This window comes from Albidovulum inexpectatum (genome assembly GCF_002927635.1).
Lineage (GTDB): Bacteria > Pseudomonadota > Alphaproteobacteria > Rhodobacterales > Rhodobacteraceae > Albidovulum > Albidovulum inexpectatum.
On record NZ_PRDS01000006.1, the window covers coordinates 73,895 to 89,182 of the forward strand.

The following is a 15,288-nucleotide window of genomic DNA, read 5'->3' on the forward strand; positions in this document are numbered from 1 at the left end:
GTGTGCCCATGGCGCCGCAGTCGAGGATCACGGCGGTCCTCGGGCCGACGAATACCGGCAAGACCCATTATGCGATCGAACGGATGCTCGCCCATCGCAGCGGTGTGATCGGGTTGCCCCTGCGTCTGCTGGCGCGCGAGGTCTATGACCGTGTCGTGGCCGCGCGCGGGCCCTCGGTCGCGGCGCTGGTGACGGGTGAGGAGCGCATCATCGGCCCGCGTGCGAAATACTGGATCTGCACCGTCGAGGCGATGCCGACCGACCTTGCCCCGGACTTTCTGGCCGTGGACGAGATCCAGCTTTGTGCCGACCCCGAGCGTGGCCATGTCTTTACCGACCGCCTGCTGCATGCGCGCGGTCTGCACGAAACCCTGTTCCTGGGCTCGGACACGATGCGCGGCGCCATCGCCGCCCTGGTCCCGGGCGTACAGTTCGTCCGGCGCGAACGGTTCTCGACCCTGACCTATGCGGGCTCGAAGAAGCTCAGCCGCATGCCCCCGCGATCTGCCATTGTCGGCTTCTCGGTCGAGAACGTCTATGCGATGGCCGAGCTGATCCGACGACAAAAGGGCGGAGCGGCGGTGGTGATGGGGGCGCTCAGCCCGCGGACCCGCAATGCCCAGGTCGCGATGTATCAGAATGGCGACGTGGACTATCTGGTCGCGACCGACGCGATCGGGATGGGTCTGAACCTCGACATTTCGCACGTTGCCTTTTCGGCGACGGCCAAGTTCGACGGCTGGCGCATTCGCAATCTCTTTCCGCACGAAATGGGACAGATCGCGGGCCGGGCCGGGCGGCATACCAGTCCCGGCACGTTCGGCGTCACGGGCGAGGCCGCGGCCCTGTCGCCCGAAGTGATCGACGCCATCGAATCGCATCGGTTCCGGCCGATCGAGCGGTTGAACTGGCGCTCGCGCGATCTGGACTTCGGCTCGCTGGATCGGCTGATCGAGTCGCTTGAGGTCCAGCCTGCCGATACGTGGCTGACCCGCGGGCGCGAGGCCGACGATCTGCGCGCGCTGAAGATGCTGGCCGACATGGCCGTGATCCGTGATCGCGCCCGCACGCCGCGCGACATTCAACGCCTGTGGGAAGTCTGCCGCGTTCCGGACTTTCAGGGCATTTCGGCGCAGGAACATGCCAATCTGCTGTTGCGTATCTTCGGTTTCCTGCAGGAAGGCCATGTTCCGGATGACTGGCTGGCGGCCCAGATTCGCCGAATCGACAAGGTGCACGGCGACATTGATGTCCTGTCGCGGCGCCTGGCCTATATCCGCACATGGACCTATGTCGCGCAGCGTTCCGGCTGGGTAAGTGACGAAACCCATTGGCGCGAGGAAACGCGCGCGGTAGAAGACCGGCTGTCGGATGCGCTGCACGGCGCACTGACGCGAAGATTCGTGGACCGGCGGACATCTGTCCTTCTCCGCCGGCTCAAGCAGAAGGAGAGCCTTGTGGCCGAGGTGAACGACAAGGGTGAAGTGATGGTCGAGGGCGAGTTCGTCGGCCGTCTGGAAGGGTTCCGCTTCCGTCAGGATGACTCTGCTTCGCCCGACGAGGCGCGGACATTGCGACAGGCCGCCTATGAGGCGCTGCGACCCGAGTTCCATCTGCGGGCGGATCGCTTCTATAACGCACCCGATACCGAGATCGACTTTACCGAGCAGGGCGGCCTGATGTGGGGCGATCAGGCGGTCGGCAAGCTGGTCAAGGGCGTGGACGTCCTGCGCCCGCAGGTCGAACCCTTCGTCGACGAAGAGGCCGGTCATGACGTGACCGAAAAGGTGCGCCGTCGTCTGCAGCATTTCATCGACCGCAAGGTCGCCACGCTGTTCGAGCCGCTGCTGAACCTGTCGCGCGACGAGGAGCTTTCGGGGCTGGCGCGTGGCTTTGCCTTCCGTCTGGTCGAGGCGCTGGGCATCCTGCCGCGTGAAGGCGTCGCCGACGAGGTCAAGGCCCTGGACCAGGACATGCGCGGCAGCCTGCGCAAGCATGGCGTTCGCTTCGGCCAGTACACGATCTTCCTGCCTGCCTTGCTCAAGCCTGCGCCGACGCGGCTGCGTCTTGTCCTTTGGGCGCTGTTCAACGATCTGGATGAATTTCCTGAAGCGCCGCCGCCCGGGCTGGTCACCGTGCCGAACCTGCCCGATGTGCCCAAGGGGTATTACACCCTGTCGGGCTATTTCCCGGCGGGGTCGCGGGCCATTCGGATCGACATGCTGGAACGCCTGGCGGACCTTCTGCGGACGCAGGATTCGCGCGCCGGGTTCGAGGCCAATCCCGACATGCTGTCGATCACGGGTCTGACGCTCGAGCAGTTCGCCGACCTGATGCAGGGCCTCGGATATGTCGCGGAACGCGGCGAGCGCGAGAAGCAGCGGCTCGAACCCGTGGTGAAGTCCGAAGACCCGGAAGCTCCGGCCAACCCGATCCCCGAAGACGAGCCCGCCGCGCTAGAGATTGCCGAAACCGAGGTCTTCTACACCTTCCGCTGGGCGCCGAAACGCGCGCCGCGTGCCGACAAGCCCCGCCGCAAACCGGGTGCGACAGCGCCCGCCGCGAAAGAGCGTCGTGCAAAGGGCAAGCCGCCCCGCGGCAAGCAGGACGTCAAGCCGCAAGGCGGTTCGGCACGCCCGCCGCGCAAAGAGCGGATCGATCCGGACAATCCGTTCGCCGCGGCCCTGATGGGACTGCGCGACAAGCTCTGAGACCGACTTGGCCGAAGACCGCATCCGCATCGACAAGTGGCTGTGGCATGCGCGCTTCTTTCGCACGCGTTCGATCGCCTCGACGCTTGTCGCGTCGGGGCGCTTGCGTCTGAACGGCGCGCGCATGTCAAAGCCGGGCCGCGCCGTCGGGCCGGGGGATGTCCTGACCTTCCCGCAGGGCAGGGCGATACGGATCGTGCGCATCATCGCTTGCGGAACCCGGCGCGGCTCTGCGGACGAGGCGAGTCTTCTTTACGTCGACCTTGATCCTGGACGATCGGTCCCGTCTGTTGGCGCGGCTGACGAATGACATTCCGGCCCGGCGCGTGGAATCGGACAATCGGTCCGATCAAGCGCCGAAGGCTTGAATGATCCCGCGCCAGCGTCTAGTTAGGCCGCGAAACCAGCAAGCGGACGCCGTGCCATGACCTATGTCGTTACCGACAACTGCATTGCCTGCAAATACACCGACTGTGTCGAGGTTTGCCCCGTGGACTGCTTCTACGAGGGCGAGAACATGCTGGTCATTCACCCGGATGAATGCATCGATTGCGGCGTCTGCGAACCCGAATGCCCCGCGGATGCGATTCGACCCGATACCGAACCAGACATGGAGAAGTGGGTCGAGTTCAACCGCAAATATGCCGAGCTCTGGCCCGTCATCACGCAGCGCAAGGACCCGCTGCCGGACGCCGAGAAACATGACGGCGAACCTGGCAAGCTCGAGAAGTATTTCTCGGAAAAGCCGGGCTCGGGCGACTAGACCTGCGGGCCGCAAGGGCCGGTGATCGGGAATCCGGCAGGCGCGATATCCTGAAGCCGCGGTCCACATTTGAGTGGGCGCCGATTCTGTGATATATTCCTGTTACACATGGATGAGGACATCTGGCCGGTGCAGGGTGGCAATACCGCCCTGTGGGGATGAATTTGCGAATTGATGGTGTTGACGGGGCCTCTGGCGTCCGGCAATGCCGTTTTCTCTGCCCCACCCGCCGGCTCCGCTGTCGTGCAAGGAAGGGCCCATATGAGCAAGACCAAGAAGACCGAGTTTCGTCCCAACGACTTTGTCGTTTATCCCGCGCATGGCGTGGGCAAGATTCTGGCGGTCGAGGAACAGGAAATCGCCGGACTGAAGCTCGAACTGTTCGTCATCTCGTTCGAGAAGGACAAGATGACGCTGCGCGTGCCGACCCACAAGGCGAAGGAAATCGGCATGCGCCAGCTTTCGTCGCCGGATCTGGTGGAAAAGGCGCTGGAGACGCTGAAGGGCAAGGCGCGGGTCAAGCGCGCCATGTGGTCTCGCCGTGCCCAGGAATATGAACAGAAGATCAATTCCGGCGATCTTCTGGCCATCGCCGAGGTCGTGCGCGATCTACACCGTACGGACGATCAGCGCGAGCAGTCCTACTCCGAACGCCAGCTCTACGAGGCCGCGCTGGAGCGCCTGACCCGTGAGATCGCCGCCGTCTCGGGGGTCGATGAGGCCGGGGCGCAAAAGCGCGTGGGCGAAGTGCTGATGTCGCGCGCTGCCTGATCAGAGGGGCAGTCGCAATTCCATGGCGCGCGAGTCAGGCTCGCGCGCTTTTTTTGTCGGCCGGGTCAGGCGCGTACCGTACCGTACCGTTCAGGCGGTGGAACAGATGCGTGAAGGTGGCCGCGCCCAGAACCGGAATCACAAGGTTCACCAGCGGTATCGACAGCGGGGCAGCCATCAGGATTCCCGCCAGCCAGATCTGGCCCGCATGTCGCTTGCGCAGCTCGCGCGCGCCCTTTCGCCCCAGCCTGCGCATGGCGGCGACCTGGAAATATTCGCGGCCCAGCAGATAGCCGTTCACCGCCCAGAACAGCAGCGGCGCCAGCGGTCCGACCAGCAGATACAGCAGCAATGCCACGACGTTCACGGCTGCCAGCACACCGAAGAAGTTGATCGAGTCGATCAACCCATCCATCACGCCCACCTGCGAAGCCGGCGGCAGATGCGGATAGTGGCGGGCTTCGACCGCGTCAGCCACGGTATCCAGGAACAGCCCGGTGAACATCGAGGCCGCCGGCACCATCAGGAAGACCGAAAGAACCAGCATCAACAGCAACGAACCCCAGCTGATCAGGCTGTCGATCCAGGTGATCTCGCCGAACCACGGAAGCACCAGTGCGTCGGGCAGCAGCCAGTCCAGGCCTTGTACAAGCCCGACATAACAAACGACCAGCAGCGCAAGAGACAGCGCCACGCCAAGGCCCAGGATCTTCAGAAAGTGCCGGTCGCCCAGCTGACCCAACGCTTTCAGGAAATCTGCGAGGATCATTCCGACATCCAGGTGGTGATGGCGTCGATGTCCGGGCGGGGGCGTTCGGGCGGGGTCATTGTCTCGGTGCCGATATGGATAACCCCGGCGACCCATTCACCCGGCTTCAGCCCAAGACCGCGACGGCAGAATTCGGGGTCATGGACATGCCAGCCGGTCAGCCAGCAGGCCCCCCAGCCCGAGGCCAATGCGGCATTCAGCAGCGCCATGCAGGCGGCGCCGGTCGAAAGGATCTGCTCGATCTCGGGAACCTTGTCCGAATCCTTGGGGACATGTACGACAATGACCGCCAGATCCGCATCGGCAAACTGGCTGATCCCCTTGCGCGCGCGTTCGGGGTCGATTCCAAGTTCGGCTGCGCGCGCCTCGGCCAGCGCGGCAAGGCGCTGCAGGGCGGGTTTCTCTGCCACGATGAATCGCCAGGGTTCCAGCTTGCCATGGTCGGGCACCCGCGCCGCGGCGGTCAGGATCGGGCGCAATTCCTCGTGCGTGGGTACCGGGGCTGTCAGCGTGCGGGCCGGGCGCGATCGGCGCGTCAGCAGAAAGTTCATCACCGGATCGTTGCGTTCTGGCATGGCGGTCTCCTTGATCGTTGCGGTCAGACTTGGCCCCGGGCCGCTGCGTGGTCAAGGGCTGCACTGGCCTGAAAAGTCCGGATACGGTATGTGGCTGCCATGACCGACCTGTCCCATATCGCCCAGCCCGGCGCGCGTATCCCCGTCAGGGTGACCCCGCGCGCCTCACGTAATGCCGTGACTGTCGATGACGATGGCACGATCCGCATTCATGTGACCGTGGTGCCCGAAGGCGGCAAGGCGAACGCCGCAGTCGTGAAGCTGTTGTCCAAGGCGCTGGGCGTGGCAAAGTCGCGGCTGACCCTTGTGCGGGGCGAAACCTCGCGCGACAAGCTGTTCCAGATCGACCCCTGACCGGGCCGTTGGTCATTGCCGACCGAATCTCACTCTATGCGGATGAAGCGCGATTCCGCATCGGAATTGTCAAAGAAGGGAACGCTGCCGGGTTGGGTTTCGCGCGAAAGATGCGCCCGGATTTCCGCCAGGACAACCTCGGTGATGAAGGGCAGGTCCAGATCGCGTGCGCGCGCGAGCGGTACCCAGGCAAGCGCCGAGAGTTCATCACAGGCGCGCGAGAAGTCATCGACATTCCCGGCGACGTGATCCGCATCGGCCAGGAAAAAGCGCGCATCAAAGCGCCGCGGGCGTCCTGGGGGCGTGATGGCGCGAAAGACAAAGCGCAAGGCCCCGGCCGAAGGCAGATGGCCCGTATCGGCGAAACCGCGCCATCCCGGTGGGGCGGGATGGGGCCATGTTCCGGGCTGGCCTAGGATCAGCCCGGTTTCCTCCCACAATTCGCGGATTGCCGCGGCGGCGATCGCATTGGCAGATGCGCCGGCGGCGCGCCAGGCAAGTCGACGCGCGCAGACCGGATCAAGAGGGTCGGCCAAGGGTACTTGCGCGTCGCAGGGATCGACCGCGCCGCCGGGAAACACATATTTGCTGGGCATGAAAGCGGCGCTTGCGCCGCGCCTGCCCATCAGGACACGGGGGCCCGCAGCGCCGTCCCGGCGCAAGAGTATGATCGTTGCCGCGTTGCGAATCGAGGGGCTGACTTGCGCGGCCCCTTCGGTCATTCGGTGTCGTCTCCGAAGCCGTGCATCCGCTTGGCCCACTGGATGCCGACGATCATGCCCTTCAGGCGTGGCAACAGCGCAAGAGACAGCGCTATGCACCCCACGGCAAAGACGGTGGCAAGCGTCACCGGATCGGGGCGGTACTTCACGAAGGCCCACATGATGAGCGGCGCCATAAGGTGACCGACGATCAGGATCGTCAGATAGGCCGGCCCGTCATCGGCGCGGTGATGCGAATAGACCGCGCCACATTCGGGACAGCGGTCGCGGACGCGCAGATAACCCTGCATCAGGCGCCCACGCCCACAGGCGGGGCAGCGGCCGAAGAAACCGCGGCGCATTGCGCGGCCCAACGGACGGTCTTCGGCAGTTGCGGAAATCGCAGTCATTTCGGTTCTCCCATCTGCGCCTGATTACCACCTGGGCGGCGCGATGCGAAGGCCCCTGGCCGCATGTCGCATCGGAAGAAATGTCGCATGCGCCGAAAAATCCGCGACGGAATTCCGGTGCGCCTGCGTTTGACGATCAGACGGCCGGGAAAATTGGCCGCACCATCGAAGGAGAATGAACGATGACGATGAAACGAGCAGGTGTTCTGGTCGCTCTTCTTGCCGGCGCCGCTACGCTGGTTCCGGCGGTTTCTTCCGCACATGATCGCGGCCCGGGGCGCGACGGGATGGATCGGCCCGGCATGATGGCGCCGATGCCCGATTTCGACGAAGTCGATGCCAATGGGGACGGCAAGATCACGCGTGAGGAGATCGCAGCCCACCGCGCGGCCGCGATCGCGGGTCTGGACGCCGACGGTGACGGTTTCATCAGCAAGGACGAGATGACCGCGTTCGCCACGGCAAGGGCCACCGAGCGGGCCACGCAGATGGTCGAACGTCATTTTGCCGAACGTGACGTGGATGGCGACGGCAAGATCAGTGCAGCCGAGATGATGGCGCCTCCGGCACGTCCGGACATGTTCGAGCGTCTTGATGCCGACGGCGACGGTGCCATCAGCAAGGAAGAGGCCGACGCGGCACGTGAGCGGATGATGGAGCGCGGCAAGGAAGGTCGCGGCCGCATGGGCGCACACCATGGACGAGGTGACCGTGACGGCCATGGTCCGCGCCATCCCTTCTTCCCTTGGGGACAGGGCGACAACTAGGCCATGATGATGCGGCCTCGGCGCACAAATGTCGCGCCGGGGCCACATCCCCGTTTGTGGCCAGTTGCCGCGCGTTATACCAGTGGGACATCATGGCAATGGCTTTCGACGCCCGGGACGACCTGTCTGACGAGGATCTTCTGACCCTTTACGGTCAGGGAGATGTGGCGGCTGCGCGCGTGTTGACCTTGCGTCTGACGCCTCTGGCCTATCGCGTTGCCCTGCGCATGCTGAACGACGCCGCCGAGGCCGAGGATGTCGCCCAGGAAGCCATGCTGCGCCTGTGGCGGCAAGCGCCCGACTGGCAGCGCGGAACGGCGCAGGTTTCGACCTGGTTGTATCGCGTGGCGACGAACCTTGCGACCGACCGGTTGCGGCGTCGGCGCTCGGTGGGGCTGGACGAGATCCCCGAGCCTGCCGACGATGATCCCGGTGCAGTTGGGCGAATGATCGAGCACGACAGGCAACAGGCGCTGCAACACGCGCTGATGCAATTGCCCGAACGCCAGAGAACGGCAGTGGTGCTGCGTCATATCGAGGGGCTGGCCAATCCCGAGATTGCCGAGGTCATGGGGGTCGGTGTCGAGGCGGTGGAAAGCCTGATTGCGCGTGGCAAGCGTGCATTGAAATCCGCCCTTTCCGGGCGACGCGAGGAATTGGGGTATGGCGATGGCTGAGAGGGATATGAACGACACGGCGCTGGAAGAGCTGTTCACGCAGGCGCGGACGGCAGCTCCCGAACCCTCGCCAGACCTGATGGCGCGGGTCATGGAAGATGCCGCGCGACTGGCGCCGCGTACCGCAATGGCCGAGGCGCGGGCCGGGTATGGTGTGGTGCAGCAGTCGCGCCTGTCCAGGGTGATCGGCTGGATCAAGGACGCCTTGGGCGGATGGCAGGGTATCGGCGGGTTGGCGACGGCGACGCTCGCCGGGTTCTGGATCGGTTATGCCGGGCTTGCCGGGACGGCCACGCTGTCCGGCGTGCAGACCAGCACCGAAACTGCCGACATGGTTGAACTTATGCCCGGCAGCGAGTTTCTTGCGCTGGCCTGGGATGTGGAGTGAGCCGATGGCAAAGCAGACGATTGGCGATCAGGGTGGCAAGCGGTGGACGCCGGTCCGCGTTGCCTTGGTGTTTTCTCTGGCGTTGAACTTCTTCGGGGCGGCGGCGCTTGTTGGCGCGGCCCTCCATCGACATGGCCATGACGCGCATCAGCCCCCGATTCGCGATGTGGGCGTCGGCCTGTTGACCGAGGTCCTGCGCCCCGAGGATCGTGAAGCCCTGCGCGACGCCTTTGTCGCGGCCGCGCCCGATTTTCGGGCAGAGCGGCGCGAAGCATTGCGCGATTTTTCGGAACTGGCTGAGGCCCTTCGGGCCGAGACGCTGGATCGCGCGCGGATCGAAGCGATCCTGACACGGCAGGAACAGCGCGCACGCGACCGCATGACCTTGGGCCGCCAGCTGTTGCTGGACCATCTGACGACCTTGCCCTCCGATGAGCGCCGCGCCATCGCCGAACGGATCGAGGACCGCCTGCAGAATGGTTGGCGTGGTCCGCGCAGGAAATGATCCGCTGGCGTGTTGCGCCGTTCAGGCTGTCTGGCCGATCGTGACCTGGTTTCGTCCTGCCGATTTCGAACCAAGAAGCGCGCGATCGGCCCGGTCGATCAGATCTTCGATACCGGAATCGGTCGGACCCAGGGCCAGGCCAATCGAAAGGGTGACGGAAATGTCGGCTTCGCCGCGTGGCAGCGGCACGGGACGCGCGGCGATCACCCGGCGCAGACGTTCTGCGGTGGCCTGAGCCGCTTCCGGTGTGGTGTCGGGAAGGGCGACCAGGAATTCCTCGCCCCCGAGCCGGGCAATCAGGTCTGCCGCGCGAAGGTTCGAACGCAGCCTGTCTGCGATTTCCACGAGAACCGCGTCTCCCGCGGCATGTCCGTGCGTGTCATTTATCGATTTGAACCGGTCGATATCCAGCACCATGACCGCGATGCGCCGGCCTTCGCGGCGTGCTGCATCTGCCATTTTCTGAAGATGCGGCATCGCATAGCGCCGGTTGTGCAGCCCCGTCAGCGGATCCGTCATGGCCAGCCGCAATCCGGTTTCGACCGACGCGCGCAGGCGGTCGGCCTGCAGCTTTCTGTCGATCTGGGCGCGAATGCGATAGGCGATCTCCTCTGGCGTGGCATCGGGTTCGATCAGGTCATTTGCCCCAAGATCCAGCGCCATGGCGGCCGCATCCTGGCCGCGGTCGTCCTCATCAAGCCCCGCGATATGCACGCAGATCGCCGCGTGGCGCGTCTCGGCGCGCGCGCGCAGCTCGGCGATCAGCATCAACCCCTCACGCACGCTGCCGCCGCCGCCAAGTGCCACGACAAAGGCGTCGGGTGCGCGGCCTTTCTGGCTGTCACGCAGGATGCTTTCGCGGTTGGCCGCGACAATGTCGGCATCAAGATGGGGCGAAGTGGACCGGGCGAGCTCTGGCGCGGCGGGCCCGACGATGACGACACGGGCGCGGGGGGCAAAGGCGGCCGGTGGCTCGGCGAATCCGAACTCGCGATATGTGCTTTCGCGCAATCCCAGCTGACGCTCGGTCTCGCGGGCACGCAAGAGGCTGCGGATTCGCGCCAGCAGGACGGTTTCGTTTATGGGTTTGCCGATGACGTCTTCGGCACCGGCGCGCAGCGCCTGCATCTTGCGACCGACATCGTTGTAGGCGGTCACCATCACGACAGGTATCCCTGCCGTCCTTGGGTCGGCCTTCAGCTTTTGGCACGTCGCGATCCCGCCCAGGTCGGGCATTTCAATATCCAGCAGAACAAGATCCGGATTCGTGTCCCGGGCAAGCGCCAGGGCCTCATGGCCGCTTGCGGCCTCGATCGGCTCGTAGAACGCATTCGACAACATGCGCATCATGACGAACCTGTTGGCCCCCACATCGTCCACGATCAATATACGGCCGCCCACCTGGCTGCTCCGCCCCGTTTACAAGCCTGTTCGCGTTGATCATCCTTTGACCCAGATGGTTAACAAAGACTTTCCCAATCCGAGGAGCAAGAGCGGAATGAAGCAGGCTGGGCCGGAATTTGCCGAAACGGTGGCCGTGATGGCGCTGGGCTGGCTGGCAGGAAAGGACGAGCTGCTGCCCATCTTTCTGGGGGCGACCGGTACCAGCCTGGCCGAGATGCGCGAGAGGGCGGATGATCCTGCCTTTCTGCGCGGTGTTCTTGATTTCGTCCTGATGGATGACGAATGGGTGCGCGCGTTTTGCGACTCGGCCGAACTTGCCTATGACGCGCCGATGCGCGCGCGCCAATCCCTGCCGGGTGGCGCCGAGCCGAACTGGACCTGATCGGCGCCTTGCGCGATCACGATGGACGGTTCAGTCTTTGCGCCGGCCAAGGACAGCAGCGAGGTCAGGATGGTACGCGGCGTAATCTTCGACAAGGATGGCACGCTTTTCGACTTTCGCGCGACGTGGGGCGCATGGGCAGGCCGGGCATTCATGGAGCTGGCCGGAGGCGATCCCGAACTGGCCGATCGTCTGGCCACAGCCACGGGGTTCGACATGACGACGCGCAGCTTCGATCCGGACAGTCCGATCATCGCGGGCACGCCCGATGACATCGCCCAGTGCCTGTTGCCACACCTGCCCGCGGCCGATCTGTCGACGCTGGTTGCGCGCATGAACGCGGTATCGGCCGAAACGCCCCAGGTGCCCGCCACCGACCTGAACGCCCTGTTCGAAGATCTTTCGAAAAGGGATCTTCGGCTGGGTCTGATCACGAATGACGCCGAGGCACCCGCCCAGACGCATCTGCGCGATGCCGGAATTGTGGGCCATTTCCACTTCATCGCCGGGTTCGACAGCGGCCACGGCGCCAAGCCAAGCCCCGAGCCCCTGCTTGCCTTTGCCCAGGGGCAGGGCCTGCCGCCGGATTCGGTGGTCATGGTGGGCGACAGCCTGCATGATCTCGCGGCTGCCCGTGCCGCAGGGATGCGCTGTGTGGGCGTGTTGACGGGGCTTGCTGGTCGGGCCGAGCTTGAATCGCTGGCCGATTGTGTCTTGCCCGATATCGGGCACCTGCCGGCCTGGATCGACGCACAGGACGGTCTGCCGGCCTGATCGCGGCGCCCGAAAGCGACCTGCCGCTGTCGCAGTGCGAAGGGCAAGGCCTGTCGTACTGCCCGATCCTTTCCCTGTGACCCGCGGGGAGAAGGACCATGACAGCCACCTCCGCGCGGCGCCGTGCAGGCGGCCGCGCAGGACATGCCGAGAGGCTGGGAACGCAGAGTGTGCAGCAGATGGGCTGGCGCATTCCGTCGAACCCCGATCGCCCGACCGACCCCATGGACGAGGACGGCGTCCGGGCAATTCACGACGCCGCGATGCGCATCCTGCGCGATATTGGCATTCGCTTTCTGAACGACGAGGCGTTGGAGATCCTGCGTCGTGCGGGTTGTCGGATCAGGGGCGACGTCGTGTGCATGGACGCGGATTTCGTGACCGAAATGGTCGCTCGTGCCCCGTCCGGTTTCACGATCACCCCGCGCAATCCGGAACGCGCGATCCCCATCGGCGGCCGTCACATCCTGTTTGGAAATGTTGCCTCGCCGCCAAACACGTGGGATATCGAGCGCGGCAAGCTTCCCGGCGCGATGGAGGCCTATCGCGACCTGGTCAAGCTGACCCAATACTTCAACTGCATTCATTTCTGCGGTGGCTACCCGGTCGAGCCGCTGGACGTCCACCCTTCGGTTCGTCATCTCGAATGCCTGTTGGAGATGCTGACCCTGACCGACAAGGCATGCCACGCCTATGCCCTTGGCCCCGAAAGGATCGAGGACGCGATGCAGATGGTTCGGATCGCGGCGGGGCTGGACGAAGACGACTTCCGGCGTCAGCCGCGCATGTTCACCAACATCAACTCGGTTTCGCCCTTGAAGCATGACCAGCCGATGATCGATGGCGCCCTGCGGATGGCGCGCAATGGACAGGCGGTGATCGTCACGCCCTTTACATTGGCCGGGGCGATGGCGCCGGTCACCCTGGCCGGGGCGGTGGCATTGTCGATCGCCGAGGCACTTTCCGCGATCGCGCTGCTGCAATATGCGGCGCCCGGAGCGCCTGTCGTGATCGGGACCTTCACCTCGAATGTCGACATGAGGTCGGGCGCACCGGCCTTCGGCACGCCGGAATATGTTCGTGCGACGCAGATGACGGGCCAGATGGCCCGGTTCTATGGCCTGCCATTGCGCTCGTCGGGCGTCTGCGCCGCCAATGTGCCTGACGGCCAAGCCATGTGGGAAACCTGCAATTCGCTGTGGGCCGCGATGCAATCGGGAACGAACATGGTCTATCACGCTGCCGGCTGGCTGGAAGGCGGCCTGATCGCCAGCCCGGCCAAGTTCGTCATGGACTGCGAAGTGCTGCAGATGCTGCAACGCTACATGGAGCCGGAGCTGTGGGCCACCGATGAGAACGCCCTGGCCCTGTCGGCGATCGCCGAGATTGGACATGAGGGCCATTATTTCGGCTGCGCCCATACGCAGCAGCGCTACTCCACCGCCTTCCATCAGCCCTTCGCCTCGGACTGGCGCAATTTCGAAGCCTGGACCGCCGATGGGGCGGTCTGGACCTCGGAGCGTGCCCATCGCATTGCCCGGTCGATCCTGGCCGAATTCGTCCCGCCACCAATGGATGACGCCATACGCGAGGAACTGTCCGACTTCGTTGCCCGCCGCAAAAGAGAGGGCGGCGCGCCAACCGATTACTGAACCGGCCCGGATTCGCGGATTGTTAACGTGCATCTTCCTAGCATGGCGTCGGGAAAAGGGGGTGCACGATGCATGGACTGGTCAATCGATCCATTGAATCGTTTCTTCGCCACACCTATGGCAACGAAACCTGGGGCGAAATCGCCGATCAGGCCGGCATCGACCGGGCGGGCTTCGAGGCCATGATGGTCTATGACGATGCCGTGACCAATGATTTGCTGCGGGCCGCCGCGATCCGGCTGGACCGGCCCGTCGAGGCGATTGCCGAAGACGTCGGCGCCTATCTTGTGGGGTATGAGCCCTTGCGCCGGTTGTTGCGTTTCGGCGGAGTCGAATACATCGACTTTCTTCTGTCCCTTGATGAGTTGCCTGATCGCGCCCATCTGGCGGTGCCGGATCTGGATATGCCCGATCTGGAAATATCGGGCGGAGAAAACGGACATTTCGAGCTTTGCTGCAAGCCTGACCGGTTCGGATTTTCGTCCATGCTTGCCGGTCTGGTCCGGGCCATGGCCGACGATTACGGCGCACTTGCCCTGATCGAATGCGCCGGCGGGGGACGCGTGACGATCGATCTTCTGGACGAACGCCACGCGCGAGGGCGCGCGTTCGATCTGACAAAAGGGGGGGCGGTTTGATGGATACGATGGTCGGCGGGACCATAGGCATCGACCCGACGGCGCTGGGCGTCCTGATGCCGATGCACATCGTGATTTCGGCGGAAGGCGAGATTGCCTCGGTGGGGACGACCATTGCGCGCCTGCGGCTTGGGCGGCCGCTTCTGCATTCGCAATTTCGTGAACGGTTCGAATTGCGCAAGCCGCACACTTCGATCAGCCTGGGCGATCTTCGCAGGTTGACGGGACAAAGGCTGCATTTGCGCCTGCGCGAGTCGCCCTTCACCGCCTTTCGCGGAACCTGTGTCGAACTGGCGACAGGCCAGGGATTGCTGTTCAACCTGTCTTTCGGCATCGGCCTGGCCGAGGCGGTTCGGAGTCACGGACTGACGGCGGCCGATTTCGCGCCGACGGATCTTGCGATCGAATTCCTTTACCTCAAGGAAGCCAAGGCGGCCGTCATGTCCGAGATTGTCGCGCTGAATGGTCGGTTGCGAGTCGCGCGTCAGCGGGCCGAGGCTCAGGCCCTTACAGATCCCCTGACCGGCCTGCACAATCGCCGCGCTCTGGACATGGAACTGCAACGCTCGGTGGCTGGGGTGTTGCGCGGCGGGCCTGGATTCGCGCTGATGCAGATCGATCTGGACTTCTTCAAGGTCGTGAACGACACCAAGGGACACGCCGCCGGCGACCATGTCCTGACCGTGGCGGCCGAGCGCCTGCGCAAGGTCTTTCGCAGTCAGGACTTCATTGCGCGTGTGGGCGGCGATGAATTCGTCATCCTGCTTCCCGGGCTGACGGAACCGGCAGATCTGCGCCGCGTGGCCCGAAGGCTTATCCGCAACATCGAACAACCGATCGAGTGGCAGGGAGAGGCTTGCCGCATCTCGGGCAGTATCGGCATCACCATGTCGTCTCTTTACGCCAGCCCAGATCCGGACCGGATGCTGAGCGATGCGGATGCCGCATTGTACGAGGCCAAGCGAAGCGGCCGCGGCTGTTATCGCGTCCATTCCGAGAAAACCGCCGCGTCAGCGCGAACGTGATCCTGGTTCGGCTGCGTTCCCG

General features: G+C 64.5%; 19 protein-coding genes. 14 read left to right on the forward strand and 5 right to left on the reverse strand.

Features of this window, described 5'->3' with window-relative positions; all coding sequences use genetic code 11:
• The first annotated feature begins 8 nt into the window (after window positions 1-8).
• From LV82_RS10310 to LV82_RS10325, 4 genes are all read left to right on the forward strand, one after another.
• The gene (locus LV82_RS10310; RefSeq protein ID WP_104071411.1) at window positions 9-2,711 is read left to right on the forward strand and encodes a helicase-related protein; all 2,703 of its coding nucleotides are present in this window, start codon (window positions 9-11) and stop codon (window positions 2,709-2,711) included.
• 7 nt (window positions 2,712-2,718) lie between these two features.
• Window positions 2,719-3,021 (forward strand): RNA-binding S4 domain-containing protein, encoded by a 303-nt coding sequence (locus LV82_RS10315; protein ID WP_104071413.1) that lies wholly within the window; start codon window positions 2,719-2,721, stop codon window positions 3,019-3,021.
• Between the two features lie 114 nt (window positions 3,022-3,135).
• Complete coding sequence (gene fdxA, locus LV82_RS10320) at window positions 3,136-3,474, forward strand: ferredoxin FdxA (protein ID WP_104071415.1); 339 nt, start codon at window positions 3,136-3,138, stop codon at window positions 3,472-3,474.
• Window positions 3,475-3,735: 261 nt separating this feature from the next.
• A complete protein-coding gene (locus LV82_RS10325; protein ID WP_104071417.1) occupies window positions 3,736-4,245 on the forward strand; it encodes a CarD family transcriptional regulator in 510 nt (169 codons plus the stop codon).
• Between the two features lie 34 nt (window positions 4,246-4,279).
• Here the strand turns inward: LV82_RS10325 and LV82_RS10330 are convergent, their stop codons facing one another.
• Together LV82_RS10330 and LV82_RS10335 are read right to left on the reverse strand one after the other, a co-directional pair.
• A complete protein-coding gene (locus LV82_RS10330) occupies window positions 4,280-5,011 on the reverse strand; it encodes an EI24 domain-containing protein (protein ID WP_425427749.1) in 732 nt (243 codons plus the stop codon).
• Entirely contained in the window at window positions 5,011-5,589 is a 579-nt protein-coding gene (locus LV82_RS10335) for a nitroreductase family protein (RefSeq protein ID WP_104071420.1), read from the reverse strand. The genes LV82_RS10330 and LV82_RS10335 overlap by 1 nt, the downstream gene beginning before the upstream one ends.
• A gap of 99 nt (window positions 5,590-5,688) precedes the next feature.
• On the opposite strand from LV82_RS10335, the gene LV82_RS10340 reads away from it, so the two are divergent.
• Window positions 5,689-5,943: a DUF167 domain-containing protein gene (locus tag LV82_RS10340; RefSeq protein WP_104071422.1), complete on the forward strand. Its 255-nt coding sequence runs from the start codon at window positions 5,689-5,691 to the stop codon at window positions 5,941-5,943.
• 29 nt (window positions 5,944-5,972) lie between these two features.
• On the opposite strand, the gene LV82_RS10345 is transcribed toward LV82_RS10340, so the two are convergent.
• Together LV82_RS10345 and LV82_RS10350 are read right to left on the reverse strand one after the other, a co-directional pair.
• A complete protein-coding gene (locus tag LV82_RS10345; protein WP_104071423.1) occupies window positions 5,973-6,665 on the reverse strand; it encodes an NUDIX hydrolase in 693 nt (230 codons plus the stop codon).
• Window positions 6,662-7,054, reverse strand: a complete 393-nt coding sequence (locus LV82_RS10350; protein ID WP_104071425.1) for a DUF983 domain-containing protein — start codon at window positions 7,052-7,054, stop codon at window positions 6,662-6,664. The genes LV82_RS10345 and LV82_RS10350 overlap by 4 nt, the downstream gene beginning before the upstream one ends.
• A gap of 182 nt (window positions 7,055-7,236) precedes the next feature.
• Between LV82_RS10350 and LV82_RS10355 the strand changes: the two genes are divergently transcribed.
• From LV82_RS10355 to LV82_RS14930, 4 genes are all read left to right on the forward strand, one after another.
• Complete coding sequence (locus tag LV82_RS10355; RefSeq protein WP_245873140.1) at window positions 7,237-7,821, forward strand: EF-hand domain-containing protein; 585 nt, start codon at window positions 7,237-7,239, stop codon at window positions 7,819-7,821.
• Between the two features lie 92 nt (window positions 7,822-7,913).
• The gene (locus LV82_RS10360) at window positions 7,914-8,498 is read left to right on the forward strand and encodes an RNA polymerase sigma factor (RefSeq protein WP_104071427.1); all 585 of its coding nucleotides are present in this window, start codon (window positions 7,914-7,916) and stop codon (window positions 8,496-8,498) included.
• Window positions 8,491-8,886 (forward strand): dihydroorotate dehydrogenase, encoded by a 396-nt coding sequence (locus LV82_RS14785; RefSeq protein ID WP_146065156.1) that lies wholly within the window; start codon window positions 8,491-8,493, stop codon window positions 8,884-8,886. The genes LV82_RS10360 and LV82_RS14785 overlap by 8 nt, the downstream gene beginning before the upstream one ends.
• A 4-nt stretch (window positions 8,887-8,890) precedes the next feature.
• The gene (locus LV82_RS14930) at window positions 8,891-9,391 is read left to right on the forward strand and encodes a periplasmic heavy metal sensor (protein ID WP_170063403.1); all 501 of its coding nucleotides are present in this window, start codon (window positions 8,891-8,893) and stop codon (window positions 9,389-9,391) included.
• Window positions 9,392-9,412: 21 nt separating this feature from the next.
• Here LV82_RS14930 and LV82_RS10370 read toward each other — a convergent pair whose 3' ends face one another.
• The gene (locus tag LV82_RS10370; RefSeq protein WP_104071431.1) at window positions 9,413-10,792 is read right to left on the reverse strand and encodes a diguanylate cyclase domain-containing protein; all 1,380 of its coding nucleotides are present in this window, start codon (window positions 10,790-10,792) and stop codon (window positions 9,413-9,415) included.
• 97 nt (window positions 10,793-10,889) lie between these two features.
• On the opposite strand from LV82_RS10370, the gene LV82_RS10375 reads away from it, so the two are divergent.
• The 5 genes from LV82_RS10375 (at window position 10,890) to LV82_RS10395 (ending at window position 15,266) form a co-directional block, all read left to right on the forward strand.
• Window positions 10,890-11,177, forward strand: a complete 288-nt coding sequence (locus LV82_RS10375; RefSeq protein ID WP_104071433.1) for a DUF3572 domain-containing protein — start codon at window positions 10,890-10,892, stop codon at window positions 11,175-11,177.
• 69 nt (window positions 11,178-11,246) lie between these two features.
• Window positions 11,247-11,951, forward strand: a complete 705-nt coding sequence (locus LV82_RS10380; protein WP_104071672.1) for an HAD family hydrolase — start codon at window positions 11,247-11,249, stop codon at window positions 11,949-11,951.
• A 98-nt stretch (window positions 11,952-12,049) separates the two neighbouring features.
• A complete protein-coding gene (locus LV82_RS10385) occupies window positions 12,050-13,603 on the forward strand; it encodes a trimethylamine methyltransferase family protein (protein ID WP_104071435.1) in 1,554 nt (517 codons plus the stop codon).
• Between the two features lie 68 nt (window positions 13,604-13,671).
• Window positions 13,672-14,241 carry a heme NO-binding domain-containing protein gene (locus LV82_RS10390; RefSeq protein WP_104071437.1) on the forward strand — a complete coding sequence of 190 codons (570 nt, stop codon included), beginning with the start codon at window positions 13,672-13,674 and terminating at the stop codon, window positions 14,239-14,241.
• Complete coding sequence (locus LV82_RS10395) at window positions 14,241-15,266, forward strand: GGDEF domain-containing protein (RefSeq protein ID WP_104071439.1); 1,026 nt, start codon at window positions 14,241-14,243, stop codon at window positions 15,264-15,266. The genes LV82_RS10390 and LV82_RS10395 overlap by 1 nt, the downstream gene beginning before the upstream one ends.
• Window positions 15,267-15,288: the final 22 nt, after the last annotated feature.